Annotated in this window: 23 protein-coding genes; 4 read left to right on the top strand and 19 right to left on the bottom strand. The window is 65.1% G+C overall.

The genetic code is table 11. The features are described from left to right. Positions 1-44: 44 nt before the first annotated feature. Positions 45-1,037 (top strand): DUF72 domain-containing protein, encoded by a 993-nt coding sequence (locus ACREB4_RS11670; RefSeq protein ID WP_431588391.1) that lies wholly within the window; start codon positions 45-47, stop codon positions 1,035-1,037. Here ACREB4_RS11670 and ACREB4_RS11665 read toward each other — a convergent pair. From ACREB4_RS11665 to ACREB4_RS11600, 14 genes are all read right to left on the bottom strand, one after another. Next, positions 950-2,860 (bottom strand): secretin N-terminal domain-containing protein, encoded by a 1,911-nt coding sequence (locus ACREB4_RS11665; protein ID WP_431588390.1) that lies wholly within the window; start codon positions 2,858-2,860, stop codon positions 950-952. The genes ACREB4_RS11670 and ACREB4_RS11665 overlap by 88 nt on opposite strands. Continuing rightward, positions 2,857-3,315 carry a hypothetical protein gene (locus tag ACREB4_RS11660; protein ID WP_431588389.1) on the bottom strand — a complete coding sequence of 153 codons (459 nt, stop codon included), beginning with the start codon at positions 3,313-3,315 and terminating at the stop codon, positions 2,857-2,859. The genes ACREB4_RS11665 and ACREB4_RS11660 overlap by 4 nt, the downstream gene beginning before the upstream one ends. After that, on the bottom strand, positions 3,312-4,028 hold the full coding sequence (locus ACREB4_RS11655) for a hypothetical protein (RefSeq protein ID WP_431588388.1): 717 nt from the start codon (positions 4,026-4,028) through the stop codon (positions 3,312-3,314). Before ACREB4_RS11655 ends, ACREB4_RS11660 begins: the two co-directional genes overlap by 4 nt. After that, positions 4,025-4,708 (bottom strand): PilN domain-containing protein, encoded by a 684-nt coding sequence (locus ACREB4_RS11650; RefSeq protein WP_431588387.1) that lies wholly within the window; start codon positions 4,706-4,708, stop codon positions 4,025-4,027. Before ACREB4_RS11650 ends, ACREB4_RS11655 begins: the two co-directional genes overlap by 4 nt. Positions 4,709-4,719: 11 nt before the next feature. Further along, positions 4,720-5,775: a hypothetical protein gene (locus tag ACREB4_RS11645; protein WP_431588386.1), complete on the bottom strand. Its 1,056-nt coding sequence runs from the start codon at positions 5,773-5,775 to the stop codon at positions 4,720-4,722. 255 nt (positions 5,776-6,030) lie between these two features. Further along, a complete protein-coding gene (locus tag ACREB4_RS11640) occupies positions 6,031-9,933 on the bottom strand; it encodes a DUF6701 domain-containing protein (protein WP_431588385.1) in 3,903 nt (1,300 codons plus the stop codon). Continuing rightward, positions 9,915-10,394 (bottom strand): agglutinin biogenesis protein MshP, encoded by a 480-nt coding sequence (locus tag ACREB4_RS11635; protein WP_431588384.1) that lies wholly within the window; start codon positions 10,392-10,394, stop codon positions 9,915-9,917. Before ACREB4_RS11635 ends, ACREB4_RS11640 begins: the two co-directional genes overlap by 19 nt. Further along, a complete protein-coding gene (locus tag ACREB4_RS11630; RefSeq protein WP_431588383.1) occupies positions 10,366-11,223 on the bottom strand; it encodes a PilW family protein in 858 nt (285 codons plus the stop codon). The genes ACREB4_RS11635 and ACREB4_RS11630 overlap by 29 nt, the downstream gene beginning before the upstream one ends. Beyond that, on the bottom strand, positions 11,204-11,821 hold the full coding sequence (locus ACREB4_RS11625) for a type IV pilus modification PilV family protein (protein ID WP_431588382.1): 618 nt from the start codon (positions 11,819-11,821) through the stop codon (positions 11,204-11,206). Before ACREB4_RS11625 ends, ACREB4_RS11630 begins: the two co-directional genes overlap by 20 nt. Before the next feature lie 64 nt (positions 11,822-11,885). Further along, positions 11,886-12,344, bottom strand: coding sequence for a pilus assembly FimT family protein (locus ACREB4_RS11620; protein ID WP_431588381.1), 459 nt, complete (start codon positions 12,342-12,344; stop codon positions 11,886-11,888). Further along, the gene (locus ACREB4_RS11615) at positions 12,341-12,727 is read right to left on the bottom strand and encodes a pilin (protein WP_431588380.1); all 387 of its coding nucleotides are present in this window, start codon (positions 12,725-12,727) and stop codon (positions 12,341-12,343) included. Before ACREB4_RS11615 ends, ACREB4_RS11620 begins: the two co-directional genes overlap by 4 nt. Before the next feature lie 48 nt (positions 12,728-12,775). Continuing rightward, on the bottom strand, positions 12,776-13,162 hold the full coding sequence (locus ACREB4_RS11610) for a type II secretion system protein (RefSeq protein ID WP_431588379.1): 387 nt from the start codon (positions 13,160-13,162) through the stop codon (positions 12,776-12,778). 110 nt (positions 13,163-13,272) lie between these two features. Further along, positions 13,273-14,514: a type II secretion system F family protein gene (locus tag ACREB4_RS11605; RefSeq protein ID WP_431588378.1), complete on the bottom strand. Its 1,242-nt coding sequence runs from the start codon at positions 14,512-14,514 to the stop codon at positions 13,273-13,275. Between the two features lies 1 nt (position 14,515). Next, entirely contained in the window at positions 14,516-16,249 is a 1,734-nt protein-coding gene (locus tag ACREB4_RS11600) for a GspE/PulE family protein (RefSeq protein ID WP_431588377.1), read from the bottom strand. Between the two features lie 376 nt (positions 16,250-16,625). Between ACREB4_RS11600 and ACREB4_RS11595 the strand changes: the two genes are divergently transcribed. Beyond that, complete coding sequence (locus tag ACREB4_RS11595; RefSeq protein WP_431588376.1) at positions 16,626-17,852, top strand: hypothetical protein; 1,227 nt, start codon at positions 16,626-16,628, stop codon at positions 17,850-17,852. A gap of 58 nt (positions 17,853-17,910) precedes the next feature. On the opposite strand, the gene ychF is transcribed toward ACREB4_RS11595, so the two are convergent. Together ychF and ACREB4_RS11585 are read right to left on the bottom strand one after the other, a co-directional pair. Beyond that, positions 17,911-19,005 carry a redox-regulated ATPase YchF gene (gene ychF, locus ACREB4_RS11590; protein WP_431588375.1) on the bottom strand — a complete coding sequence of 365 codons (1,095 nt, stop codon included), beginning with the start codon at positions 19,003-19,005 and terminating at the stop codon, positions 17,911-17,913. 55 nt (positions 19,006-19,060) lie between these two features. Continuing rightward, complete coding sequence (locus ACREB4_RS11585) at positions 19,061-20,854, bottom strand: response regulator (RefSeq protein ID WP_431588374.1); 1,794 nt, start codon at positions 20,852-20,854, stop codon at positions 19,061-19,063. A 154-nt stretch (positions 20,855-21,008) separates the two neighbouring features. Here ACREB4_RS11585 and ACREB4_RS11580 point away from each other — a divergent pair, with 154 nt between their 5' ends. Together ACREB4_RS11580 and ACREB4_RS11575 are read left to right on the top strand one after the other, a co-directional pair. Then, on the top strand, positions 21,009-22,169 hold the full coding sequence (locus ACREB4_RS11580; protein ID WP_431588373.1) for an FAD-dependent monooxygenase: 1,161 nt from the start codon (positions 21,009-21,011) through the stop codon (positions 22,167-22,169). 22 nt (positions 22,170-22,191) lie between these two features. After that, a complete protein-coding gene (locus tag ACREB4_RS11575) occupies positions 22,192-22,971 on the top strand; it encodes a DsbC family protein (RefSeq protein WP_431588372.1) in 780 nt (259 codons plus the stop codon). 1 nt (position 22,972) lies between these two features. Here ACREB4_RS11575 and ACREB4_RS11570 read toward each other — a convergent pair whose 3' ends face one another. The 3 genes from ACREB4_RS11570 to ACREB4_RS11560 form a co-directional block, all read right to left on the bottom strand. After that, the gene (locus ACREB4_RS11570; protein ID WP_431588371.1) at positions 22,973-24,127 is read right to left on the bottom strand and encodes a DUF3108 domain-containing protein; all 1,155 of its coding nucleotides are present in this window, start codon (positions 24,125-24,127) and stop codon (positions 22,973-22,975) included. Between the two features lie 2 nt (positions 24,128-24,129). Next, positions 24,130-25,929 carry a M61 family metallopeptidase gene (locus ACREB4_RS11565; RefSeq protein ID WP_431588370.1) on the bottom strand — a complete coding sequence of 600 codons (1,800 nt, stop codon included), beginning with the start codon at positions 25,927-25,929 and terminating at the stop codon, positions 24,130-24,132. Positions 25,930-25,951: 22 nt separating this feature from the next. Then, on the bottom strand, positions 25,952-26,453 hold a 502-nt coding region (locus ACREB4_RS11560), incomplete at its 5' end, for a DUF3429 domain-containing protein (protein ID WP_431588369.1).

Here is a 26,453-nt window from a genome sequence, read left to right as displayed (position 1 = left end):
ACTTGAGCCGGGAAGTGGGCGCGCCGATTGCCAAAGAAGGGGACATGAAAAAGAAGCCCTCTCCCCAGAGCACTGTCCGCATCGGTATTTCAGGCTGGCGCTACGAACCGTGGCGCGGCGTCTTCTATCCCAAGAAGCTGGTTCAACGCCGGGAACTGGAGTTCGCGTCGCATGCCCTGCCCAGCATCGAAATCAATGGCACGTTTTACGCCATGCAAAAACCAGCGAGCTTCGCGCAGTGGTACGAGCAGACCCCGGACGATTTCGTCTTCAGTGTCAAAGCCCCCCGGTACATCACCCACATCCGCCGCTTGCAGGACGTGCACCAGCCATTGGCCAATTTCTTCGCCTCCGGGGTGTTGGGCCTGCGGCAGAAGCTGGGGCCGGTGCTCTGGCAGTTTCCACCCAGCTTCCACTTCAATGCCGAGCTGATGGAAGCTTTTCTGAAAGATTTGCCACACGACACCGAAGCGGCGCTGGCCTTGGCGCGTCAGCGTGACTCCTTCATGGCCAAGCGCGAACACCTTGAGATCGACGCGAAGCGCCCGGTGCGCCACGCCATCGAGATCCGCCACGACAGTTTCGCCGACCCGGCTTTCATCAAGCTGCTGCGCCACCACAAGGTGGCCCTGGTGGTGGCCGACACGGCCGGCAAGTGGCCCTACCTGGAGGACGTGACCGCCGACTTCATGTACTTGCGCCTTCATGGCGATGCCGAGTTGTACGCCAGTGGCTACACCGACAAGGCCTTGGACCGCTGGGCGGACCGCATCGTGGCCTGGTCAAGGGGATCGCAACCAGAAGATGCCCACCTGGTCGACAAAGACCATGCGCCGCCCAAGCGAGCACACCGGGACATCCATTGTTACTTCGACAACGACATCAAAGTGAAGGCGCCTTTCGACGCCGCGGCCCTGCTGGACAAGCTGGGCTTGCCCAACTTTCTGGATCAGGGGAGCACGCTGCCTTGTCTTGAAGACTCCGATACCAAAGTGGGCGCGGAAGCGGACACCGAGGGCGGCTTGAGCCGTGAATAGCGCGGGGGCTTGGCGGCCGGTTGAGGCGGCTGAGGTGGTGGCAGCGTGAGTTTCGCCTCGGGCTCGACGCTCTCGTCCAGTTTGATCACACGCCGTTGCTGTCGATCCATCTGGTCCAGCGAGTCACGCGCCTGCAAGGCCGTGGCCTGCCAATCCTCGGTGCTGCGGATGATGGTGGGCTTGATCAGCACCACGACTTCTTTCTTGCGGTTTTTCTCGACCTTGTTGCCGAACAGGCTGCTGGTCACCTGATTGTCGCCCGTGCCCGGCAGGCCGGACCGTGTGCGGTTCGATTCCATCTGCATCAAGCCGCCGATGGCCACGATGTTGCCATCGGGGATGCGGACCACGGTGTCGGTCTCGTTGACACTGCTGAACGCCAGCGGCAACTTGTAGTTGCCCACGGCCCCCAGGTCGATCTGTTTGGTCACCGTCGACACGGCCGTCACCGAGGGGTGGATGTGCAGTGTGATCATGCCGCCGTCGTCGATCTGGGGCGTCACGTCCAGGGCGATGCCCGAAAAGAAGGGGGTCAGGGTGATGGTGGGCAGGGTGGTGGCCGTTCCGCCATTGGTGCCCGTGCCGGCCTGGATCGAGCCGCCTTGCACGGCGGTGACGAAGAACTCATCGGTGCCTACCTTGAGCACCGCTTTCTGGTTGTTCATGGCCGCCACCCGTGGGCTGGACAGCACTTGCACCTCGCCATTCGTTTCCAGGAAGCCCAGCACGGCCTCGAAGCCTTTGGTGGCCAGGGACAGGCCGAGGATGCCGGAACCGACCGTTGGCAGGGGCACGTGGTCGGTGGCCAGGACCAGGCCAGGCGTTGGCAAGGTTGGCAGGCCATTGCCGTTGGCGACCAAGGGGTTGCCGCCATACCCGCTGGCTTGTCCGATCGCCGACTTCGTGCCCAGGATGGACCAGTCGATGCCGCTCTGGAACCCATCCCGGAGTTCGACCTCCAGGATCTTGGCCTCCAGCATCACTTGCCGTTCGACCGAGAAGCGGGCGGATTTCAGGAACGATTCGATCTGCCGGAGTTCGTCGGGCATGGCGCGCACCGCGATCACGCCGGCCTGCGGGCTGGTGACCACGCTTCGGCCGTTGGCGGTGCCGATCATGGTCTTGAGCGTCAAGGTGATTTCCGACCACAAGTCGGTCGAGGACCTGGTCGAGACCTGGCTGCTGTCCTGCCGTTGTGTGGCCGTGTCGGGGTTGGGCGTGGTCGGGGTCGAGCCATTGCTGGAACCGGCGGGTGTCGGGGCGGGTGCCTGGCCCGAGGTGACGCGCACGTCGCTGTGGCCTTGACGCTGGGAGTTCAGGTAGTTCACGTTGAACAGCCGCGTTTGCAAGGTCGGCGGAAAGATGGTGATGCGCCGGCCATCGATCTTGAAGTCGTAGCCATACACGTCGCGGATGGACTCCAGTGCCTCCCGCAGGGTCACACCCTTGAGGGTGACCGACAGTGTGCCGCCGACCTCGGGGTGCAGGAGCATGCTGTAGCGGGTGTCGGCCACCAGGGCCAGAAAGACATTGCGCGTTGCGGCAGAGTTGACGACCAGGTCGAAACGTTCCTCGCGCGGGGCCTCGGGGGCGGCTTGCACGGGGGGCTGGGGCGCAGGGGTCAATGCGTCTGCGGGCAGGCCGTTGCTGACCAGTCGGGTGGGCAGGTCCATGCGCAGGCTCAGCATGGGACTGTTCTCCCGCGCGAAATGGCGTTCTGGCGTGGCGCAGCCCATCAGCGATACCGCGCAGGTGCCGGCCACCAAGGTGCGCCCCCACCGTGTGGCTTGATGAGAAATGATCGGGAATCGAGGTGAAGTCACGGCGCATCCTTCTTTGTCGTGGCGGGGCGGCGGTGCCGTTGGCGGGACGACGCGGAGTGTGGTGAGGAGGGGGCTGCGGTGGGCTTGGCCGCGGGGCGTTTGAGGACGTCGGGGTAGATGGACATCCGTTTGACCAGGCCGTCTTCGCGGAGCCAGACCGCGTCGTTGTCGATGCGCACGATGCGGGCGTTGTCCATCTCGTCGCCCACTTTCAGGCGATGTGCCCGGTGAATGACGACCAGGCGGCCGCCGTGGGTCATGATGAAAAAGGGCTGGGCCGGCGTGTCGGCGTTCGATCCGGACGGCCCATTGACTTCGTTGGCGCCGAGGCCCGCGGCTTGTTGCAGCGACGGCGGGATCTGGGTGGGATCCCGGCCAAGGCCGGCAGGACCCTCGGCGGCCAAGGCGCTGCCGACGAGCGGTATCCAGGTCCAGACAAGCCAATGGCGGCTCATGACGAGGCCCCCATGAGGTAGACGCGCACTTCCATCAGTGGCGATTCGGTGCTGCCAGGTTCGGCGTGCAGGTGAAGCTCGCCCCAGCGCAGGCCCGGCAAGGCCCGTTCAATGTCGCCGAGGTATCGTGCCAATTCAAGGTAAGGACCGATCACACCGACGTTCACGCCCTGCATGCGCACGCCTTTTTCGTCGAGCGTCGCGGGGGTGGACGTCGATGACAGCGCCATGAGGCTGGGCAATGGCCCATAGATGGCGGTCAGTTTGTCGAGCAGGGCGCGGTCCTGGTCGGGTTCAGCGGTGGTCAGCCTGGCCAGCGTCAGGCCTGTTTGCTGTTGCATCACCTTGGCCATCAGATCGGGCAGCCTGGCCATTTGCTCGGGGCTGGCCAGGGCCTGCTTGAGCTGCGTGTCCATCGCGTCCTTGGCCTGCTGCGTTTGCTTGATCGCGGTCACCAGGGCTGCGCGGGGGCTGCCCTTTTCTTCGGGTTGATGGCCCATGGCGACCTGCGCCCGCAACACGATCAGTTCATTGGAGAGCTTGGCCAGCTTGGCCTTGATCTGCTGCTGTTCGGCGTAGGCCGGCGACAGCACCAGCGAATCCGCGGCCGCGCCCAGCACCAGCATGGCCGACCCAAACAGGATCCCTCGCTCACGGAGGCTGAGCGCGTTGATCTTCGCGGCGTAGTGGGTCCACCGTGCTTTCAAGCTCATTTCGCCCCCGATGCGATGGTGGAAGCGGTCACCGGCGCTGGCGCGTCAACCGAGTTGTCCGTCACCAAGGTGAATGCCCAGGCTTCGCGCGGTGCGGCAGGCGAGGCGCCAGAGGCCGCGGCAGGGGCGTGCCAGGGCGCGCGTTCGACGCGGACCGCGGCAAGGTGCAGGCCGCGCAGCAGCGGGTGCGCAGACAGGCGCCGGTTCCAGTCCTGCAATGCGGCTGGGTCCAGGGTCATGCCGGTGATTTCCATCCGCTCGATGGACACCTTGACGTCTGTGACCCAGACAGGCGGGGGCACGGTTTCGGACACCAATTTGAGGATCGCCGAATAAGTTCGCCCGCCCACCGTCCGGCCCAGGTTCAGGTCCTGGAAGGACAGGCGCTGCTGGTCCAGCGCGTCCTGCATGGTCTTCAACTGCTGCTGAAGGGCACTGACATCCGTGCCGAGCGCCGGGCGCAGGGCCAGGGTCGTCTGCAATTGCTCGCGCTCCTGGGTGTACCTTTGTTCGGTGGCGAGGCTTTCTTGCTTGAAGGCGTTGACCCGGGCCGTGACCCACCAACAGGCCGCCACCACGGCGATGCTGAAGATCGCGGCGGCCTGCACGATGGTCTCGGCCGAGAACATCAGCTTCGGCTTGAGCAGAATCGGGCGGTGGAGGTTGATTTGCTGGGCCATGCTGGGTGACCTCAGAGCTTGCGCACTTCTTGGCGCAACAGCGCGCCGAGCAGGGGCACGCACGCCTCCAGGACCTCGGCCGTCACCGTGGAGGCCTCCAGGCCAGGGAACAGCGAGGGGATGTCCATGGGCTCGACCGGCAGGCCCAGATCCCGTTTGATGATGCTGGCCAGTGATGCCGAGCCCGCGCCGGCATGCACCGTGAGGTTGGCCAATGGGAGGTCCGGCCAGGAGCGCTCCCACACGTCGATCGAGCGCTGGATCTCGATCACCAGGCGCGGTGTGTCGTGGGCGTTGCCGAACTCGGGCACTTCCTCGCTGTAGTCGACGATGTCGACCGACTCAAGGACCTGCTGTGACAGCACCTCCTGGCCAAAGCTCGGACTGGTGCCAGGCACGCGGGCTTCAGGCTGGTGCCCGAAAACGCCCTCGTCCCAGTCCAGCCGACGGGTGTAGAACATCTCCTCGTTGGCGCTGATGGTGAGCAGGCATTGCGATTCATGCACCATCAGCGCGGCCGAGGCCTGTTCGCGCCGTCCTTGCAGGTCCGAGAAAGCGTTCTGTAGGTTGCGCTGGGCGGTCTCGCAGATGTCGATCACGGCGAGCTCCATGCCCGCCGCCGCCAGCAAGGTCGTGGTGTCCTGGATGGCAGCGTTGGCCGCGGCAATGACGTACAGGTGTTGGAGGGTTCGCGGACGGCCATCCCCCACCCGCATGACGTCGATCGTCAGGTCGTCCAGGTGGGCCTCGACCAGGTCCTTGATGCGCCAGCGGGCGGCCGCCTTCAATTCCTCTGGAGGGACGGCGGGCGCCTCGATCTGCAGGATCTGGGTGCGGTTCAAGGGCAGCACGGCGATCACGCCCTGGATGGGCAGCTTCAGGGCCTTGATGCGGCGGGCAAAGGCGTTGGCGCTGTCCTCGCCGCGGCGTTCCAGGCCACAGCGCTTGATGACGTAGGGCCGTTTCAGGTCGATGCTGGCCTCGACGTAGGCAAAGCTGTCATTCGTGCAGGCCACCACCAACCGGTTCAGGTTGCTGGAGCGCTTCCAGGGCCACCGTGTCGTCATGGTGCACGCCCCTTGGTGCCAGAACGGCCGCGCCAGCCCATGCCGATGGCCTGGCAGTCAGCGTGCTGGTCGTCAAAGGTGAATGGGCGGGAGGGACTCACGGGCGTCGTCATGGCTGCTGCGGATGGCGAAATGGCATCCTTGTCCGTGAGCGTAACGGCGGACGATTCACGGCAAACGACCGAATAACTGGCAGGAACGACGCCAGACTTTTTGGCTGGCGAAACCTTTTGGTCGCCCAGGCCTCCGATCGGATCAGTAGTTTTCCTGCTGATGGATCATGTGGTTGGAGCCCCGGAACAGGCCGAAGGTGGCCCGGGCCGAGGGGTCTTTGTCGTAGGTCGAACCGCACCAAGCGCCCCGCAGGTAGGCCAGGTTGGCGCCGACCGTGGCGCTGTCGCCTGTGCCTGAACCCAGGCTGGCGATGCAGGAGGCGTCAGCGGCACTGCTGCCCAGGCTCAAGGTGACGTCGTAGGTGCCCGCGCGGCCCCCGGACGGCTTGTTCAACCAAAGCGTGCCTGTGCCCGCCGCCAGGATGACGGGGCTGGTCTTCAGGCTGGTGTCGGTGGCCGTGATGGTGCGCCTGTACTGGCCAAAGTTGACCGCCGTGGAGGCGATCCGGGTGCAGCTGTCCAGGGTGTTGGTGACGAAGGTGGATCCGTTCCAGTGCTGGACGGCCAGTGACAGCGGCAGATCGCGGTCCTGAGGGCCGATGGCGGGGGTCAGGCGCAAACGGCCAAACCGGACGTCGAGCGTGCCGATGAGGGCGGCATCGCTGGAGTCGGCCGGGTAGCTGCTGTCCAGGTTGAAGCTGCCAAGGACCGTGGCGTCGCTGTCCTGGGGCGCCACGCCGAGGCTGGCGCTCAGCACGTCTTCCGCGGCGGCGGCCCGGGTCACGAGGGCGGTCAGGGTGATGCCGCTGGCCACGCCATTGCTCCAACTGCCGGTGGATGTGCCCAGGCTGAGGCGCGGCGTGCCACCCGTGGTGCGCAAGGGCAGCGTGCCAGCCACCCCGGTCAACGCGAAGTTCGCGGGGGTGGTCGGGTCCAGCTTGGCAAACGTGCCGGTGTAGTTGGCCGTGGTGACATTGCTGGCGTTCTGGGCTGTCAGCGTGAAGCCCAACTGGAACAGTTCACCCTGGTAGGTGAAGGTCGAGGCCGGGCTGCACGCCAGCGCCGATCGGTGGGTGACGCTGGGCGAACTCAAGGCGAAATGCGAAGGCTTGAAGCGGCCAACCCGCGCGTTCTGGCTGCCGGCGGCGTTGAACACCGTGGCGTCCAGGCTCAGGCCGCTGGCAATGAAGTTGCTGACCACGCCTGTGGTGTTGAGCAGGAAGCTGCCCACTTCGCTGTATTGCAGCGTGGCGGGGGTGCTGCTGCCGCTGGAGAAGCTGCTCACCGTGCCATTGCTCAAGGTGCCCAGCACGCCCGTCGCGGGCGTCTGGCTCGCGGCCACAGGTGACAGGGTCACGGTGCTCGCGAACGAGGGGGCCACGCCACCCGCCGTGGTCTGCGCCAGGGTGGCGCTGGCATCGGGCACGCCATCGCCCCCGGACACGTTGGTGTCCGCCGTGGAAGACCACCGGTAGCCGGCCACGGTGGCCTGGAAACTGGAGCCCGCCTTGGCAAAGACCGTGTCGGTGGCGGCCGATCCGTTGGGGTTGCTCGTGGCCCCCTGCGAAATACCGCTGATCACCACCGAGAAGGGGCGCACCGTGAGCGTGCCGGTCGAGCCGTCGATGTTGCCGGTGGCGAAGCCGCCGGTCGCGTCACGCAAGGTCAGGCTGTAGCGGCCGATGTCGGTGGTGCCCAGGTCAAAGGTGGCCACACCGTTGGTGAAGGTCAGGGTCAGGTTGCTGGCGCCGGGCGTGCTGCTGGGAATGGTCAAGGTAGGTGAGACCACCGTGGGCGAGGTCCAGCTGCTGCCGGAGTCCGTGCGCCACATCTTCAGCGTCTTGGCCCCCGTGTAGGTGGTGGCGGTGCCGCAGGCCCCGGTCACGCTGTCTTTCTTGATGGCGGTGACCTGGAAGTCGTGGTTGCGGCCAGCCACCACCACGTCGCTGCCCGCGATCTTGCTGGACAGGTCTTCGGCCAGGATGAAGGCGTTGTCGCTGAAGGACATCGAGGCAGAGGTGGTGGACGAGCCGGCGATCACGCTGTCCACCACGTTGACCGTCAGGCTGTTGGCCTGGGTGTTGGTCAAGGTGAGCTTGACGACCCCGCTGTCGCCTGCCGCGAAGGTGTAGGTGGCCGCGCCGTCGTTGGCGGTGCCGTTGTTCAGCGTGCCCGATGGCGTGGGCGTGGCGCCCAGGGCCCAGTCGCCCTTGCCGGTCGAGGTGGTGAGGTTGATGGTGCCGGTGTAGCCCGTGTAGGTGGCGGGCGCGGAGGTGCGGGCGGTGATGGTGATCGTGACGGCCGAGCAGGTTGACGGCGAGGTGGTGGCGGGCACCACGGTGTAGCTGGCCACACCGGACGCCGGCATGGTGTAGACCACCGTGAGCTTTGGCCGGTTGGCGGCCGTGGCGTAGTCCGCGGAGTAGATGCCCCAGGCGGCGTCATCGCCCCGCAGAAGCCAGCCGTTGTTGGTGGCGCCAGCCGACCAGGCCGACAGGGTGGCGGTGACGTCCAGGCTCTGAAAGCCGGTGAGTGCTGTGTCGCCAATGTGCGAGTCTTCGGCGCTCCTGGCCTCCACGTTGTCGCGGGACACGCCACCGCTCATCGTGGTCCAGTTCGAAGCCTGGGTCCAACTGGTCAGCATCCTGTAAAGCTGCACCGATTCGGCGGCGTCGCCGTCGTACACATAGACGGACAAGGTGGCCGAAGTGATGGTCGCCCCCAAAGGGATTTGACTCGCGCCCGCGCCGAAGATGTTGTCGAAGCGCAGCAAGATCTGTGGGTCGGTGTCGTCGTCCAGTATGAAGCTGGTCGCCGCGCCATTGTTGGCCGTGGTGGCCACCGGGTCCAGCATGGTGTCCACCGTGCCGGTGTAGCTGTTCACGCCCTGCTGGAAGGTGGCCGAGACGGACGACCCCGCGCAGGCTGGCGGTTTTGGGGTGCCGCTGACGCAGGCACTGCTGCAGGCCGGGGCGACACCGCAGCAGGCACTGCCCACGGATGCTGCCGAAGGGATGGTGATCGCGCCCGAGCTGGTCGAGCGCAGGCATGAGCCTGTCGCCGAGCTGCCCGTCCCCATGGTGATCGTGGTACCCGCCACCATGTCGCCACCGACCGTGCTGCCGCTGACCATGCTGATGTAGGTCTTCGAGGTGATCGAGCCGCCGACGGTGGTGTTGCCGTGGATGTCGATGTACGTGGCCGATGCACCCGTGGTCGTGAGCGAACCCGTGATGGACGACGAGGACCCCGTGTCGATGTAGGACGAGTTCGACGTGATCGATCCGCCCACGGACGAATTGGAGCCGATGTCCACGTAGGTTTGCGATGTGATGGAACCCGTGACCGTGGCATAGCCCCCCAAGCTCACATACGTGGTGGTGGAGGTGATGTTGCCGCCATAGTCGTTGTGGCCGGCCGAAGAAATCAGGTACCCGCTGGTGTTCCCCAGAACGCTGTTGTAGGAGTTGAGCGTGACCGTGCCGCCGCTGCTGATGCTGCCCACGGTGGTGTAAGTGCTGACCGTCCCGGTGAGCAAGGTGATGGCGCCGGTGACGGTGGTCAGGGTTCCGGTCACGGTGGTGCCGGCGCCAAGGGAGACAGCGCCGGCACCCGTCGTGGTCAAAGAGCCGCCATAGGTGACCGCACCGCTGCTTGACACACTGCCGGCGGTCACATTGGCGTTGACCACTGCGCCGGCCGAAGCCGACAGCGCACCGCTGAGGGTCAAGGTCAGGTCGGCTGCGGTGCCGGCGTTGTTGATCTTGGCGCCATTCATCGTCAAGCCGCCGCTGATCGTGATCGTGGCGGGTTTGGGCGAGTTGACCGTGACGGTGTCGGCGCTGGCCAGCGTCACGGTGCTGGAGCAGGTGTATGCGGGTCCGCTGCCGCTGCATCCTGCGGGCAAGGTGCCGGGAAAGACGTAGGCGGTCGCACGGGCGGATGACACCATGCAAAGCAGGGCCACCCAGGCCAGCACCAGCACGGCCAGGCCGTGGGTGGCCCGGCTTGGCAGGCGGCGGGCGTTCATCGGCTGAGAACCCATGTGAGTTGCCTCTCGACGTACGTTGGCTGCACGGTGCCCGTGGCGGGACAGGCGCCAGAGGTGGGGGCATTGCACGCGTTGGCCACCAACTGGTAGAAAACAAGGGCGCTGTCTCCATCGGTGACGGTACCGGCACCGGGCGTCCTCGTGCAACTGATCGTCACGGTCATTCCGGACAAAGTACCGGCCAGGACCATGTTCGTGCCGCCGAAGCAGGCTGGCGCGGCGGCTGGGGCGGCAGGATTGCGCAGGACCTGGAAGGCGCCCCATTCGAGGCCGGCGCGGGCGGCGAGCACGGCACGGGCTGCATCAAGCTCCGAAACCGAACCCAGATGCTGGCGCATGCTGATGTTGCCAAGCGCCGTGCCCAGCGCGGCCAGCACCACGATGATGAACAGCGCGCTCACCATCGTGAAGCCGCGCTGGCGCGGTTCAGGGCAGGTTGCTGACGTGGACGACATGGTAAAGACTCACGGATTCGGCGGAGCCGCCAGTGGGGGGGGCAGCCAGGGTCAGGCGCATGGTGACAAGGCCAGCGCGGGTCGCCACCACTGAGCTGTCATAGCTGAAGGTGCAGCCGGTCACGCCTTTGGCAACGAGGGCGGTGGTCGCGCCAGTGGGTGGGTCCGGCTGCGATGCCTGAAAGCCGTAGTTCCAGTAACGCGTCAAGGTGCCCGCAGCCAGATCGCATCGGTAGGTCACGGGTTGATTGACGGCATAGACCCGATAGGGCGGGGCCATGTCGTTCACCGGCAGCCCCGCCAGGGATGACATGGTGATGGTGGTGAAGATGCCGGCGCCATTGGTGCTGGTGCGTCGGTTGGAGCTGGCCTGGGCCAAGGCGGACGAGTTGCTGGCATAGGCATCGGCATCCGTCACCGAAGGCCCGAGGTTGTAGAAGACCAAGTTTTGCGAAGCTGTGAGGGTCAGCCCTGGGCCAATGATGTCGAACGAGGTGTCGGTGACGCCGAACTCCAGTTTTCCAGAGCCTTCGGTGTAATAGCGAGCCACGCTGGTCAGCGGAATGAACTCCACCGCCAGGTTCCCAGGCGCCACGCGAACACTGTTGGGCACCGCGCTACGCAGGTCACGCCCCATGCGGCGCAAAGCCAGGTCGGCGTTGTCGACCATGCCAGCCCGGGCGGCCGTGCTGAAGTAGCCCTTGATCGGATTCACCATGAACACGGCCACGATCCCGCCGATGATGCCGGTGATCACGATGGCCATGATCATCTCGATCAGCGTGAACCCTCGCTGGTGAGCAGTGCTGCTACGGGGCGTTGGGCGCATGCCGGCTCCTGTAGCCATCCAGAACGACGGTGGTGTTGGACGGGCCCGTGACCGTCACCGTGACGCGCAGCGCATCACCGCTTCCTGCAGTGATGGAGCCCAGCGCGGCAGAAGCCACCGCCACCGAAACGCTGTAGCTCGACAGGCCGGTCATTGCCGTGTTGGTGATGTCCTTGATGCCCGTCATCGAGAAGCCGTTGTAGTCGTTGACGTTGTCGAACTGCGGTGTGGTGTAGCGCGTTTCACCCGACTCCGGCCCCATGGTCTCGGCAAGGGTGGCGCAAGCGGCGCTGCTGGTGGCGGTCTCGGCGTTGTCGTCGTCCGAGTCGCAAAAAGTGTTGGACATGAGCAGAACCTCGTCCATGACCGATTCGGCAATGGCCAGAGCCTGACGCTTGATGGCCGGGTCGACGCTGCTGGCGGTGGCCTGCACGAACACTGGTGTGATGGCGGCCAGGGCAACGCCGACGATCACGATGAACATGACCACTTCGATCAGCGATATGCCACGGATGCGTTCGCGCCCAGGCGTCCCGGAGCCTGCCGCAGTGGCGCGGCGGGCCGGCGATGCGCGGCAATGGGCGGGCATGGTTGGCACGAGAGAACTCCAGTGGGTGGGCTCGAGCGACCTCATGCTAGGGCGCCGCGGTCTTGGCAAGTGGCTAAGGTAAGGGGTAAATCAAGCCCGTTTCCGACTCGATCTGATAGGCCTGGCTGTAGGAGCCAGATGACACGGTGACGGTGAGCGCTGCCCCGGTCGAGGTCACGGCGCTGCCGGAGTTGCCTGAGTTGAAGGTGACGGTGCGGGTGGCGGCCTCGGCGATGCATGAAGTGATCGTGGCCGGGCAGGTCACCGTGGCGACGACGGTGCCGCTGGTTTGATAGGCGAACGTCACACCTGTGGGGGCGATGGTGGCCACGATCGCTCGGCGTTGTGCCAGCGCCATCCGGCCCATCGCCAGCGTCTGCGCCACCATTTCGTCCCCATGGGCGCGCAGCTGCCACATGGTGAGGTCCAGCACGCGTGGCAGGACGAAGACCGAAACGATGCCCACCAGGACCAGGGTCATCACCATTTCAACCAGGGTGAAGCCCGCCTGAGTGGTGGGGCCTTCGCTCATGGGATGCCTTGAACCAAGAAGGTACTGGTATTGGGGGTGGAGGCGCTGTCAGAAATGGTGCAGGTCGCAAAAGCGTCCGCCGCAATGGCCGTCGGCGTGATCGTGTAGGTGAGGCCATTGGTGGTCGGGAGTGTGCCTCCGACCAACGTACCTGCGGTATCAGCGCAGTCCGCGATCGCCACGCCGTTGCTGGCGTTGGCTTTGCGCGCGGCATAGTTCGCGGCAGCAGCCGCCTCCAGGCTGCCCCTCAGGCCCCTGAGTGAGGCCACCTGGGCATCGGTGCTCAGATCGACGAACTTGGGCAAGGCCACTACCGCCAAGATGCCGATGATGACAATGACCATCACCAATTCGATCAGGGTGAAACCGTTCTGGCGATGCATGTTGCCCTTTGCTGGATAAGAGGCGAAACCCAACAGAAAATGGCCGAGTCAGAGGATTCCGATGGCCACGAAGGTCGCAGTGTTGGGCGTGGTGGCGTTGTCCGAAAGCGTGCAGTTCACCGAAGCATCTGCGGCAACGGCGGCCGCCGTGATGGTGTAGGTCATGCTGCCATTGGTGGGCAGAGCGCCGCCTTGCAATGCGGCGGCGACGCCTGTGCAGTTCGTCACGGCCACGCCATTGGCCACATTGGCTTTGCGCGCCGCATAGTTGACCGCGGCGGCAGAGCTGAGCGCGCTGGCCACCGATTTGACGGCCGCCTTCTGGGCATCGGTCGACAAGTCGACGAACTTGGGCAAGGCCACCACCGACAAAATGCCGATGATCACGATGACCATGACCAGCTCGATCAGCGTGAAGCCAGCTTGTTTTTTCATGATGTGCTTTCGAAAATGATGCTGCATGTGCAGCGGCAAAGAACAAAAAATGGAAACCGATGCTTCTTGTATCGGCGGTAAACGTTGTATGTTTAGGGCATATTTCATGGTCAGCCTTTTCCCATGGCCGCCTGCCCCAGATTCCACAGTGGCAGGAACACACCAAGCGCGAGCACCAGCACCATGCCGCCCACCACCGTCAAAAGAATCGGTTCGATCGCGGCGGACAAGCCTTTGAGGGCGTAGTCAGTTTCCCGCTCGTACATGTGAGCCACCTCGGTCAGCAAGCTGTCCAACTCACCAGTTTCTTCGCCAACGGCCAGCATCTGCAAAACGATGGGTGTGAAGACACCGGTGGTCACCGCGCAGCGCGTGATGCTTTCCCCGCGTTCGACGCCATCGCGCATGAGCTCGATGCGGCTGCCGATGAAGGCGTTGTCCACGGTCAATGCCACCACGGTCAAGGCTTGACTGATGGGCACGCCGCTGGCTGACGACAGCGCGAAGCTGCGGGCAAAGCGTGACAACGTGGCTTTCAGAATGATGGGCCCCATGATGGGCAGCTTGAGTTTCAAGCGATCCCAGCGATAACGTCCTTCCGTGGTCGCGATGTAGGTTTTTACGCCATAGAAGGCCGCGGCAAAGCCTGCAAGCAGCATGGGCCAGGACTGGACCATGAAGGCTGAAAAGCCCAGCAGGATCTTGGTCATCAGTGGGAGCTCGGCATGAAAGCCCGCGAATACCTTGGCAAAGATGGGGATCACGAAGACATTGATGATCACGATGGCGATGCCAATGGCCGAGAGCACCATGGTCGGGTAGCGCATGGCCTGCTTGATGCGGGCGCGGGTGTCCATCTCCAGCTCCATGTGCTCGGCCAGGCGCAAGAACACCTCCGCCATGTGCCCGGTCATCTCGCCCACCTGCATCATGGCGATGTAGAAACTGCCGAACACGGTGGGGTGGCGCGACAAGGCGGTGGCCATGTCTTTGCCTTGGTCAAGGCTGGACCTGACGTCGGCCAGCAAGGCCCTCATGGCGGGCTTGTCCGTGGATGACTCCAGGCCGGCGAGGGCGCGCAAGATCGGCACGCCCGCGCGTTGCAGGGTGTACATCTGCCGAGAGAACATCAGCGCGTCCAGTTCTTTGACGGGCACTTCCGTCAGTGCCTTCAACCAGGCCGGCTGGTCCACCGCCTTTTCAGCCACCACCGATCCAGCGTACCCGACCTCAATAGGCGTGATCCCATTGGCAAACAACTGATCCGCCACCGCGCCATCGGTCGTCGCATCCACCACCCCGGTCATCAATTCGCCGCGTTGGTTGCGGCCCTTCCAGGCAAAGGCCGTCATGTCATTCGATCTCGCTGCTCAGTCGCATGGCTTCGGACATCGTGGTCTTGCCACGCCAGACCAGGTCCAGCGCGCGGTGGGCCATGGTCTTGCCCTTCATCCGCTCGCGGGCATGCTTCATGAACTCGGTGGGATCGCTGCGCGTGGTGGCCTGGGCCAGCACGGTGTCCATCTCCAGCATCTCGTACACGCCCCGGCGGCCGATGTAGCCGCCGCCATTGCAGGCCGAGCAGCCCCGGCCCCGCATGGGCCGGGCCACCGGTACCTCGCTGCCGATCATGGAGGTCAGCCAGGCGGTTTCCTGCGGTGTGGGGGTGTGCGGTTCCAGGCAGGTCTCGCAGTTGACGCGCACCAGGCGCTGCGCGATGACGGCCTGCAGGGAGGTCGCCACCATGAAGGGCGCCACGCCCATGTCCAGCAAGCGGAAAGGCGTGCTCATGGCATCGCGCGTGTGCAGGGTGGACAGCACCATGTGGCCGGTCACGGCCGCGCGCAGGCCGATTTCGGCGGTCTCGGGGTCGCGCATTTCGCCCACCAGGATCACGTCGGGATCCTGGCGCAGCGTGGCGCGCAACACGCGGGCAAAACTCAGGTCGATCTTGTCGTTGACCTGAACCTGCGTCAGGCCTGGCAGGCGGAACTCCACGGGGTCTTCCACCGTGATGACCTTGTGCTGCTCCGAATCGACCTCGGCCAAGGCCGCGTACAAGGTGGTGGTCTTGCCCGAGCCAGTGGGGCCGGTGACCAGCACCATGCCTGAGCTCCGTCCCAGGATCTCTTTGAAGCGGTCCAGGATGTCCCGGGGCATGTTGATGTTGTCCAGGCGGCGCACGCCCGAGCCATGGCCCAGCAGCCGCATGACGACCGATTCGCCGTATTGGCAAGGCAGGGTCGACAGACGCACGTCCACCGTGCGGTCGCGCAGCCGCAGCGAGAAGCGGCCATCCTGCGGCAGGCGTTTTTCAGAGATGTCCAGCGAGGCCATCAGTTTGAGTCGCTGGGTCATGGCGGCGGCGATGCGCTTGTCGGCATGGGTCTGCGTCTGCAGTACACCGTCGATGCGGCTGCGCACGACCAGCTCGTTTTCCTGAGGTTCGAGGTGCACGTCGGACGCGCCGCATTGGACGGCGTCTTCGAAAATCGATTGCAGCAGCCGGACCACCGGCGCGCCTTCCTGGCCCGCCGTGGCTTGCAAGGTGCCGAAGTCGACCGCGTCACCGATGTCCTTTTCCAGCGCCTTGGCCAGGCCGGAGATTTCCTCCGTGCGGCGGTAGTGGCGGTCGAAGGCGGCCGCCAACTGGCTTTCCGCCACCACGGCGATCTGCACCGTGCGTTTCAGGATCTTGACCAGGTCATCGTAGGCCTGCAGGTCCAGCGGGTCGGACATGGCCACCAGCAAGTCCTCGCCCCGTTCGCCCAGCACCAGCGCGCGGAAGCGCCGGGCTGGCGCCTCGGGCAACAGGCGCACCATCTCCGTTTTCAGCGGGAAGCTTTTCAGGTTGACGAAGGGCGCGCGAAGTTGCCGGGCCAGGGTATTGGCCAAAGCCTCTTCGGTGATCACGCCCGCGTCGATCAGCAGCCGGCCCAGTTTTTTGCCGGTCGTGCGCTGCATTTCCAGCGTCTGTTTGAGCTGTTCTTCGGAAATGAGCTTTTGTTGAACGAGCACATCGCCCAGGCGCAGTTTCTGCCTTTGGGTGGCCGTGCTGGGCGGCTCGGATTCGGTGCTCGACGACATCTGAAGTTCTCCAGGCGCCGCGATCGTCGACGCCAAATGCTGACCTTGGATTTCGGCAGGTGGGAGCGATCCTTGAGAGAGCGTCGGTCAAAACCAACGCCGAATGCCTGAATGGTGCAAATCGGGGGCGACTGCGCGCAGGCGTGGACTCCGTCGTGCGTCGCAGAAAACCTCCTCTCTATTCCCGCATGGCGATAAGTGCTTGATCCGTGGGGCATGGCGGTCACCGTGTAATTCACCGTAATTCAAGTAACGTTTAACGCATATGTTATTTTCGGTGTCGAGCCTATCGGGGCCACGGTTTACTGCCGGTCTGCGCGCGCTGTCCGAATGCGCAGGCTGCTCTTCCTTCAAACCACTCTTAGGAGTTGATACCGTGAACCCCTTGACCCTCTTGAACCGCATGCGAACGGCGTTCGCGCTGGCGGCCGTGGCCGCCATCACGCTCACCCCCACCACGGCAAGTGCCCTTGATCCGGCCCTGGTGCCTTCCATTGGGGCCGACACTGGCCGTTTCACACTGCCCATCTCGTGCCAGATCAGCGTGGGCACCCTCAAGATCATCAAGATCGCAGGCACCGTTGACATCCAGGGCATCGCGCCTGTCCAACTGGGGCCCGGTCAGACGTTCTACCTGTCGCAGGGAAGCGGGGCTTTGACGCTCCCCGCCTGGCTTTCTTCGCTGGGGGGGCTCGTGGCCATCGACAAGGCCGATGCGGTGGTGTCCAGTTTGCGCATTGGTGCGACACGCTCGACCCCGGCCACCGTCGACCTGGCGAAACTCTACGATTTGAGCGTGGCGGACGTCCCGGTCACCGCTGGGCAAGCCATCACCGTCGGCTTGCCGAAGACGGGCGACTTTCGCGTGGGGCCATACACGGCACCAGCCGACGGGCGCATCCAGTTCCGCTTCGAGGGTGCCGCGGCGGACGTGACGCTGAAATCCAAGATTGGTTTCAAGGTCAAAGTCCACGCAGAATGCGCTGCCTCACAGGGCAACGCCCTGCTGTCGGTCGCGGTTGGAAACCAAGTGGATGCCAGCAAACCTGCCCTCTACGAGGGTGAACCGCTGTCTTATCCCAAGGCGGCGGCGGGCAACCTGGTTGGCATTGTTCACGCGCCCTACAAGTGCGACATCGGAGGCCAGCAGTACGACGTTGGCGTGGCCGTCGGCGGCGTCATCCCCCTGGCCGTGAAACGCGCAGGCACCTTGTCCATCACGCAGGCATCCGGTGCCTTCACCCTGCCGGCCTCGACCGTGAACCGGCTGCTGGACGCCGGCATCACCTCTGTCCAGGGCAAGGTCAATGAGCTCAAGCTGATCGTGGACCACGGCACGCCGGCGAACCCGAACGTGCTGCCAGGCGGAACCGACATTCCGGCCACCACGCTGCAGCGCGACAAGCCGGTCGTGGTGTCCCTGCCGGTCAATGGCACGGTGACCGCGGGGCCGTTCAAGCCTGACGGGACCGCCGAGTCGATGGTCATCGGCATGGGCAGCGCTGCGGGAACACTGCAGTTCAATGGCAACGGCCAGAACGTTCCGGTGACCTGCCCCAAGCCTGAACCAGATGCCCTGCTGGTCGATGCGCCATTGATCTGACGCCACAGCTTGCCAGTCTGAAAGGGCGCCCTTGGAGGGCGCCCTTTTTTTGGACGGGCTAGGAGGGCGAAAAGAGGAAGTTCAGCACATCGCCATCCTTGACGATGTAGTCCTTGCCTTCAGCGCGCATCTTGCCCGCGTCCTTGGCGCCTTGCTCGCCCTTGTACTGGATGTAGTCGTTGAAGGCGATGGTCTGCGCGCGGATGAAGCCCTTTTCGAAATCCGTGTGGATCACGCCAGCGGCCTGCGGTCCCGTGGCGCCCACGGGCACCGTCCAGGCGCGCACTTCCTTCACCCCGGCGGTGAAGTAGGTCTGCAGGCCCAGCAGCTTGAAGGCCGCGCGGATCAGGCGGTCCAGGCCGGGTTCTTCCAGGCCCATCTCCTGCAGGAACATCAGCTTGTCTTCGTCTTCCATCTCGGCCATCTCGGCCTCGGTCTTGGCGCAGATGGCCACGACGGGCGCGTTCTGCGCGGCGGCGTATTCCTTCAGGCGGTCAAGGAAAGGGTTGTTCTCGAAGCCGCCTTCGTCCACATTGCCCACGAACATGGCCGACTTGGCGGTGATCAGGCACAGAGGCTTGATCAGCACCAGTTCGTCCTTGCTCAGGCCCAGCGTGCGCACGGGCTTGGCTTCGTTCAAGCCAGCTTCGATCTTTTCCAGGATCTTGACCAATGCAGCCGCATCCTTGTCGCCCGCGCGGGAGAGCTTGGCATTGCGGTGGATGGCCTTTTCGACGGAGCTCAAATCGGCCAGGCACAGCTCGGTCTGGATCACTTCGATGTCGGAGATCGGGTCGACCTTGCCGGCCACGTGGATCACGTTTTCGTCTTCGAAGCAGCGCACCACGTTCACGATGGCGTCGGTTTCGCGGATGTGGGCCAGGAACTGGTTGCCCAGGCCTTCACCCTTGGAGGCGCCCGCCACCAGTCCGGCAATGTCGACGAACTCGACGATGGCCGGCACGATGCGTTCGGGCTTGACAATCTCGGACAGGGCGGCCAGACGCGGGTCAGGCAGCTCGACGATGCCCACATTGGGCTCGATGGTGCAGAACGGGTAGTTCTCGGCGGCGATGCCGGCCTTGGTCAGCGCGTTGAAGAGGGTGGACTTGCCGACGTTGGGCAGACCCACGATGCCGCATTTGAGGCTCATGGACGTTCCTGGAGAGGAGGGTGGATAACCCCCCATTTTACCGGTCGGCGCGGGTTCAGGCGGACTGTGTCGCCCAATATCCGATTTCTTCGAGCAATTGCTGCCGGTCGACCGGCTTCGTCAGCACGTGGTTCATGCCGGCGTTCAGGCAGGCGCTCCGGTCTTCCGAGAAAGCATTGGCCGTCAGTCCCAGCACCGGCACGTCCAGCGAGGCGGCGCCGGCTTCGCCCTGGCGCACGCGCCGTGTCGCTTCCAGGCCATCCATGCCCGGCATGCGCCAGTCCATCAGCACGACGTTGGGCGTGTGCTGGCGCAAGAAGGCCAGGGCGGCCGGGCCGGTGTCCGCCGTGAACACGGTGGCGCCCGCCGCGCGCAGCACCTCGCTCGCCAGCATGCTGTTGACCGGGTCGTCGTCCACCACCAGCACTTCGGTGCCTTTCAGATCGGGCCGGCCCAGCGCCCGTGGCGCGGGCACGTGCTTGTCATCGGCCAGCACGGCCAGGGGCAGGTCCACGTCGATGCGCGTGCCCTGGCGTTCGCGGCTGTTCACATTGATGCTGCCTTTCATCAGGCCCACCAGTTCCTGGGTGATGGTCAGGCCCAGGCCGACCCCGCCATTGGTGCGGGTGCTGTGGGTGTCCACCTGGAAGAAGGCCTCGAACACGCGCGATTGCTCCGATTGCGACATGCCTTGTCCCGTGTCGCTGACCGACAGGCGCACGCCCGCGATGCCGCCGGTGGAGTTGGCGGGGCTGGGGCCCATGCTGAGCGACACGTGCCCCCGGTCGGTGAACTTGATGGCATTGGCCAGCAGGTTGATCAGGACCTGGGTGAGCCGGAGTTCGTCGCCCATGCGGCTCAAGGCCAGGCTGGGGCTGACGTGCCGGCGCAGTTCCAGCCCCTTGACGGTGGCCTGGGGCGACACGGCGGCCAACGCTTTGTCGGCGATGGCCGAAAGGTCGATGGGCGAGAGGGTCGGTTCGACCTTGCCGGATTCGATGCGCGACAGCTCCAGCACCTGGTCGATCAGGGTCAGCAAATGCTGGCCGCTGCTGTGGATGGTCTGGATCAACAATGCATCGCGCGGATCGCGGGCGCGTTCGGGGTGGTCGGCCAGCAGGTCGGCCGACACCAGCATGGCGTGCAAGGGCGTGCGCAGCTCGTGGCTCATCACGGCCAGGAAGCGGCTTTTGGCCAGCGAGGCGGTTTCGGCGGTGTCCCGAGCCTGCGCCAGTTCGGCGGTGCGCTCCTGAACCCAGGCATTGAGGGCATCGCGCGCGTCGGTGGGGCCGTGGGGGTCGCCCGCCACGACCAGGCTGACGCCGTGCTTGAGGCGGGTCACGCTGAGCAGGCTGACCAGGAAAGTCACCTGCATCAGCACCCCGTTGACGACCAATGATCGGACCACGCCGGACCAGATCTGATCGCGCGCATCGACTTCCACGAGCCAGGCGGGGATGGCCACCAAGGCGAGCAGCCCGACCGAGAAGCCGACGGCCCAGCGCCAGGGCCAGGCGATGTGCATCAGCAGCGCCACCACGGGCATCCACTGGAACATGGTGGCGATCCAGTAAGGCGAGGCGGGTTGCGTGTTGAAAATGAGCACGCTGAGCGTGGCGATGACGAAATACAGGCCCATGGCCCCCACGGCCACGCGCTGGGTGAACATCAGGGATTGCGGGTTGCGCCGCAGCATGGCCCACATCCACAGCATCAGCAGGGCCAGGATGGGCTGCAACCAGCGGTCATGGGGCGTGCTGATGCCGGCGATCATTTCGCTGCCCCAGACGAGCAGGCAGGCGATGGCCGCGATGAGGTAGAACCCCAGCGCGGTCTTTCGCTCAATCAATGACAAGAACCTGTCCCGGCGCATCTCGCCAGCGGGTTCCGGCCGTTCGGCTTGATCCAATGCAATGTCCCTGTTGATCGGTCAAAAAATGTCGTGTTCCCGACACTTGATGGTGGCTTGATGTTTGGGCCACCGGATTACCTAGAATCCCTAGATGACGACAAAAAAATTCGACGTGTGTGTCAGCGGCTCGGGCGCGGTGGCACGGTGTCTTGCTCTGGCGCTGTCCAGCAATGGCTGGCGGGTGGCTTGGGCCGGTACCGAACAGGGTCCACAGGACAGGCCCGAGGATATTCGAACCTACGCGCTGAATTCCCGGTCTGTCGCTTTATTGGATCGGCTGCGCATTTGGCCGGCGCTGCAATCCGCCGCCACCCCCGTGCACGACATGCAGATTCGGGGCGATGGGCGTGGCCACCTGGCTTTCTCGGCCTGGCAGCAGTGCGTGTCCGAGCTCGCGTGGATCGTCGATGCGGCGGCGCTGGAGCGGCTGTTGGGCGAGGCCCTGAAGTTCGCCCCGCATGTCACCGTGGTGCCGACGCCGGCAGAGGGCCGCCCGGCGGTGGACGCGGAGCTGCTGGCGGTCTGCGAGGGCAAGAGTTCGGCCACCCGGGCGGCCTTGGGCGTGGACTTCACCCAGGCGGATTACGGCCACTGGGGCGTGGCCGCCAGGCTGCGCAGCAGCCAGCCTCACCTGGGGGTTGCCCGGCAGTGGTTCCGCTCGCCCGATGTCCTGGCCTTGCTGCCTTTCCATGACCCCGAGCCCGGCGCATCCTACGGGCTGGTGTGGTCCCTGCCCAAGGCGCGCGCGCAAGAGGTGGTGAAGCTGCCGGCCGCCGAGTTCGAGGCGGCCTTGAGGCAATCGCTGGACGAGGTCGATCCCGGCGCCTCAGCCGTGGTCGGGGCGCTGTCCCTGGCGTCCCATGTGGCGGCCTGGCCCCTGGCCCTGGCCCAGGCCGACCGCTGGAGTGGTCCGGGTTGGGTCCTGCTGGGCGACGCCGCGCACCAGGTCCACCCCTTGGCGGGGCAGGGGCTCAACCTCGGCCTGGCCGACGTGGACACCTTGGTCTCCACCTTGACCGAATCGCGCCAGATCGAGCCTTGGCGCACGGCGGGTGACGAACGTTTGCTGCGGCGCTATGCTCGCCGGCGCGAGTTGCCAACCCGCGCCATGGCCGGGGTCACCGATGGCTTGCTGCGCCTCTTTGCCGACGATCGTGCACCATTGAAGGAACTTCGCAACACCGGCATGGCTCTGTTAGACCAGATGTCTCCTGTCAAACGCTGGCTGGTTGGCCGTGCGCTTGACGCCTGAATCCACAAGAAGGTTGTCCACCATGAATCGCCCCTCCGTTTTCAAACGCCCCCTGCGCGCCGTTGCATTGGGCGCTGGCCTGGTTTTGTTGGCCGCGACCTCCTCACCGTGGGCCGCCGAGTTGTCGGCCGCCCAACTGGCCCAACTCAAACAGAAACTGACGCAGAACCTGCCGGACTTTCCGCCCATCGATTCGGCCCAGACCACGCCGATGCCGGGGCTGATCGAACTGCGCTCGGGCAACAACATCATCTACACGGATCCCAAGGGTGAGTTCGTCATCCAGGGCAATCTGCTGGAGACCAAGACCCAGCGCAACCTGACCGAAGAGCGCATGGACGAGATCAACCAGATCGATTTCGCCAGCCTGCCGCTCAAGGACGCCGTGGTCTGGAAAAACGGCAACGGCAAGCGCCGCGTCGTGGTGTTCGCCGATCCCAACTGCGGCTACTGCAAGCGCCTTGAAAAAGACCTGCAGCAGGTCAAGGACGTGACGGTGTACACCTTCGTGGTGTCCATCCTGGGCGACGATTCCAAGGTCAAGGCCAACAACATCTGGTGCCTGAAAGACCGCACGCAGGCCTGGCGCGACTGGATGCTCAATGGCGCCGAGCCCGCCAAGGCCTTCGGCATGTGCGCCACGCCGCTCCAGCGCAACAATGCCCTGGCGCAAAAGCTGCGCGTGAATGGCACCCCATCCATGTTCTTCGAGGACGGCACGCGCCTGCCTTCGGCCGCCCCGGTCAATGTCATCGAGCAGCGCCTGACCAAGGCCACCGCCAAGGTCGGCGGCGCGTCTTGATTCAGTTAGACGGCGTAGGGCGCGCGGCGTCGGCCTCGGTCTTGGTCTGCTCGGGGGCCCGCTCCATCTGCATGTCCATGTAGGACTTGCCATCCTTGCCGTGCACCAGGATGCGCACCGGCAGGTACTGCAGGCCCGGCGCGAACCAGATCTCGACCGGCAGCACGCCGCCTTCCGCGGACAGCTTGCGCGGCTTGACGTGGAAGGTGGGCACTTTGCCGATGGGGGTGTCGAGGACCTGCTCGTCGACCACGTCGTAGGCGATGGTTTCCGCCCGCTTGGGCAAGGCCAGCGGCAGGTAGATCGTGTTGCCCGGTTTCAGCGCTTCGGGCTTCATCATGAACTGGTAGGCCAGCTGGATGAACTGGCTGGAGGCGTCCTGCATGTTGGGCTGCCGCGCCACGCGTTCACCGGAATCCAGCACCACCTGCTCTTCTTCGAAGACCACGGTGCGGGGTAGCGAGGTTCGGATCAGCAGGCGATCGACCTGCTCGAAGCGTTTGGGGGACAAACCGGCTGGCGTGATGGTGCCCGCGCTGATGAGGTGCCATGAGCCAATGGGGGCGAAGCTGGGGCCGACGATGGCGTTGACGCGCACCTGGTAGTCCAGCCCCTGGCGAACCCACTCCACCTTGGCGCTGCCATGCACCTCGCCCCGGAAATAACCGCGCACCTTGTAGCTCACGCGCGTGGCCACCGGCCAGACGAAAGGGGGCCCAGGGGCTTGGCTGGGTTCGCTCGCAGTGGCGGACTCGGCCACGGGCAGGATGGGATCGGCCGAGGCGGGAGAGGCTGCCGGGCTGGCCGCCTCGGCCACGGTCAAGGCGGCTTCGGGCTCGCTGGCGCTTTCGCTTTCGGCCGGTGGCGGTGGCTGCTCCGGTGTGGAAGCGGCCTGTGCCATGGCCTTGGCGGCTTGCTGGCGAGGCGGCTGGCCGGGTTTGGCCAGCGGTGGCGAAGGGCGCAGCACCGGCGGATCGCTGAGCTTGAGTTCGCTCAGGTAGGTGGCTTCCATCGGCTTGATGCCGGGGGATTCGCTGGTCTGCATGTCTTTCAGCAACGCGGCCATCGACCAGGTCAACCAGGCGTGCACGAGCACCACCCCGAGGACCAGACCCAGCAACCACCAGCGACGCGAACCCGACTGCACCCCGGACATGTTCAGCTTTTAAGCCATTGGTGGCGCCGCTGCGCGGTCTGGGCGTCCAGGTTCTCGGCCAAGGTCAAGGCGATGGTGTCTCCGCTGGCCCCTTTGGGCCTGCCCGCCTGGCCCCCGTTCGACAAGGCCGGCAAGGTGAGGGTCAACATGGCCTGGTCACGGCAGATCAGCAGCGGTTGGTCTTGGCGCTCGTTGTGCCACAAGGCCAGGTCGTCGCTCTTGCGCAGGCGCCATCCGTCCAGGGCGATCAACTCGTCCGAGGCGCTCAAGCCCGCGCGCTCGGCCACGCCATGGCGCATCACCGCTTGCACTTTGAGGCTGCCGCCCGCGTCGCCGAGTCGCACGCCCAGGCGCTGAGCCAGGGGGGCGGGCTTGCTGATCCAGTTGACGCCCGCGGCGCCCAGCAAGGATTGCAGCGGCAGTTCGTCCGTGCCGTGCACCCAGGTCTGCAGCAGTTCGGCCCACGAGCGCTCGCCGGTCCACGCCGGAGGGCCACCAGCGGCTTCCAGTTGCAATGCCTGGGCGATGTCCGATTCGTGGATGGGGCGCTGCAACTGCCACAGGCGCAGCATCACGCCGTCCAGCGATGGTGTGGCTTTGCCTTCAGCGGGGCATTGGCGCAGGCTCAGGTCCAGGCACAGGCCCACCAGCGATCCCTTGGTGTAGTAGCTCACCGTGCCATTGGCGGTGTTCTCGTCGGGCCGGTAGTAGCGGGTCCAGGCGTCGAAGCTGGCCTGGGCCACGCTGTAAAGGTGGCGTCCCGGTGTGGCCTGCACCTGGTTGATCGTCTTGGACAGCAACCGGACGTAGGTCTTGGCATCGATCAGGCCGGTGCGCAGCAGGAACTGGTCGTCGTAATACGAGGTGAAGCCTTCGAAGAACCACAGCATGCGCGTGTAGTTTTCCTGGGTGTAGTCGTAAGGCGCGAACTCGGCGGGCTTGAGCCGCTTGACGTTCCAGGTGTGGAAGTACTCGTGGCTGATCAAGCCCAGCAAGGTCTGGTAGGCCTCGGTGCTGACCGGGCGGCCGGTGCGCGGCAGGTCGCGGCGAGCGCAGATCAGGGCCGTGCTGTTGCGGTGCTCCAGCCCGCCATAGCCATCATCGACGGCGTTGAGCATGAAAACATAGCGGTCGAAGGCCGGTTTGCGGCGGCCATGCCAGAACGCGATCTGGGCCTCGCAGATGCGCTGGGTGTCGGCCAGCAGGCGGGGGCCATCCAGGTCGGCGCTGGCGCCGGACACGATGAACTCGTGCGGTACACCCTTGGCCATGAAGCTGCCACGCCAGAAGGTGCCCAGTTCGACGGGGTGATCCACCAGGCTGTCGTAATCGGGCGCTTGGTAGTCGCCCAGGCCCTGCGCATTCACCTTGAGCGGGGCCAGTCCGGTGGCCACGCCCCAGCCCTTGGGCAGGCCGGTGATCTTCAGCCGCTGGGGCTGATCTTCCAAACCTTCGGCCTTCAGAAACACGCTGGTGCCATTGAAAAACCCGCGGCGCGAATCCAGGAAGGCGGCGCGCACCGAGGTGTCGAAGGCATAGACCTCGTAGCTGACGGTCAAGGCGCCTTTGCCGCTGCAATCGACCTCCCAGCTGGACTTGTCCAGTTGCACCACCTCGGCCACCTGTTGACCTTGCTGCGCCGACAGCGGCGACAGGTGGCGCGCGAACTCGCGCACCAAATAGCTGCCGGGGATCCAGACCGGCAAGCTCAGGCGCTGCCGGGCTTGCGGCCGCGCGATGCGCAGGGTGACCACGAAACGATGGGCGTGGGCACTGCCCACCTCGATGCGGTAATCGATCATGGATGCGTGCTCTTCCATCAAATCAAAGTTGGGCGGCGGCCAGGAAGCAACTCAGGCTGGACATCACGGTGAGCCGGAAACGCAATTTGAGCCAGCCGGCCGCGCCCAGGTCCGGGTAGCACTTGCGGTCCACCAGGTAGCAACCAATGAGCAGGCCGCCCAGGGCCGCCAGCCCGGCGTGGGGCGGCATCTGCAGGGCCACCCATGAGGCGATCACGTAGCCCACGCCCCAGGCCAGTCCACGCTTTTCGGCGGGCAAGGCGGCTTGGTGGTAGTGCTGCCTCAACATGCCCAGGCCCCAGGGCAGGCCACCCAAAAAGGCCACGACCAAGGCTGCGTAGCTGGTGAAGGCGCTGACCACGAACGCGAAAGGCTGTGGATCCATGCGGCCCACCAGCAGCCACACGAACAGCGCACCACCGACGAAGGGAATCAGCCCGGCGTGTCCCAGCCGTCGGGCCAGTTCACTGGGTTCGGCCAGTCCGGGGTGGGGCGAGGGGATGGTGGAAGACACGGTCGTATTC

The organism is Aquabacterium sp. (assembly GCF_050725395.1).
GTDB lineage: Bacteria > Pseudomonadota > Gammaproteobacteria > Burkholderiales > Burkholderiaceae_C > Aquabacterium.
Note: the sequence above shows the minus strand (reverse complement) of the source record. Positions and strands in the feature narration are given on the sequence as shown.

Excerpts from the sequence above, each read along its gene's own strand:
- ACREB4_RS11670 (WP_431588391.1), top strand. The coding sequence starts at position 45 with ATGAAAAAGAAGCCCTCTCCCCAGAGCACTGTCCGCATCGGTATTTCA.
- ACREB4_RS11660 (WP_431588389.1), bottom strand. The coding sequence starts at position 3,315 with ATGAGCCGCCATTGGCTTGTCTGGACCTGGATACCGCTCGTCGGCAGC.
- ACREB4_RS11655 (WP_431588388.1), bottom strand. The coding sequence starts at position 4,028 with ATGAGCTTGAAAGCACGGTGGACCCACTACGCCGCGAAGATCAACGCG.
- ACREB4_RS11650 (WP_431588387.1), bottom strand. The coding sequence starts at position 4,708 with ATGGCCCAGCAAATCAACCTCCACCGCCCGATTCTGCTCAAGCCGAAG.
- ACREB4_RS11645 (WP_431588386.1), bottom strand. The coding sequence starts at position 5,775 with ATGACGACACGGTGGCCCTGGAAGCGCTCCAGCAACCTGAACCGGTTG.
- ACREB4_RS11640 (WP_431588385.1), bottom strand. The coding sequence starts at position 9,933 with ATGGGTTCTCAGCCGATGAACGCCCGCCGCCTGCCAAGCCGGGCCACC.
- ACREB4_RS11635 (WP_431588384.1), bottom strand. The coding sequence starts at position 10,394 with ATGTCGTCCACGTCAGCAACCTGCCCTGAACCGCGCCAGCGCGGCTTC.
- ACREB4_RS11630 (WP_431588383.1), bottom strand. The coding sequence starts at position 11,223 with ATGCGCCCAACGCCCCGTAGCAGCACTGCTCACCAGCGAGGGTTCACG.
- ACREB4_RS11620 (WP_431588381.1), bottom strand. The coding sequence starts at position 12,344 with ATGAGCGAAGGCCCCACCACTCAGGCGGGCTTCACCCTGGTTGAAATG.
- ACREB4_RS11615 (WP_431588380.1), bottom strand. The coding sequence starts at position 12,727 with ATGCATCGCCAGAACGGTTTCACCCTGATCGAATTGGTGATGGTCATT.
- ACREB4_RS11610 (WP_431588379.1), bottom strand. The coding sequence starts at position 13,162 with ATGAAAAAACAAGCTGGCTTCACGCTGATCGAGCTGGTCATGGTCATC.
- ACREB4_RS11605 (WP_431588378.1), bottom strand. The coding sequence starts at position 14,514 with ATGACGGCCTTTGCCTGGAAGGGCCGCAACCAACGCGGCGAATTGATG.
- ACREB4_RS11600 (WP_431588377.1), bottom strand. The coding sequence starts at position 16,249 with ATGTCGTCGAGCACCGAATCCGAGCCGCCCAGCACGGCCACCCAAAGG.
- ychF (WP_431588375.1), bottom strand. The coding sequence starts at position 19,005 with ATGAGCCTCAAATGCGGCATCGTGGGTCTGCCCAACGTCGGCAAGTCC.
- ACREB4_RS11580 (WP_431588373.1), top strand. The coding sequence starts at position 21,009 with ATGACGACAAAAAAATTCGACGTGTGTGTCAGCGGCTCGGGCGCGGTG.
- ACREB4_RS11575 (WP_431588372.1), top strand. The coding sequence starts at position 22,192 with ATGAATCGCCCCTCCGTTTTCAAACGCCCCCTGCGCGCCGTTGCATTG.
- ACREB4_RS11570 (WP_431588371.1), bottom strand. The coding sequence starts at position 24,127 with ATGTCCGGGGTGCAGTCGGGTTCGCGTCGCTGGTGGTTGCTGGGTCTG.
- ACREB4_RS11565 (WP_431588370.1), bottom strand. The coding sequence starts at position 25,929 with ATGATCGATTACCGCATCGAGGTGGGCAGTGCCCACGCCCATCGTTTC.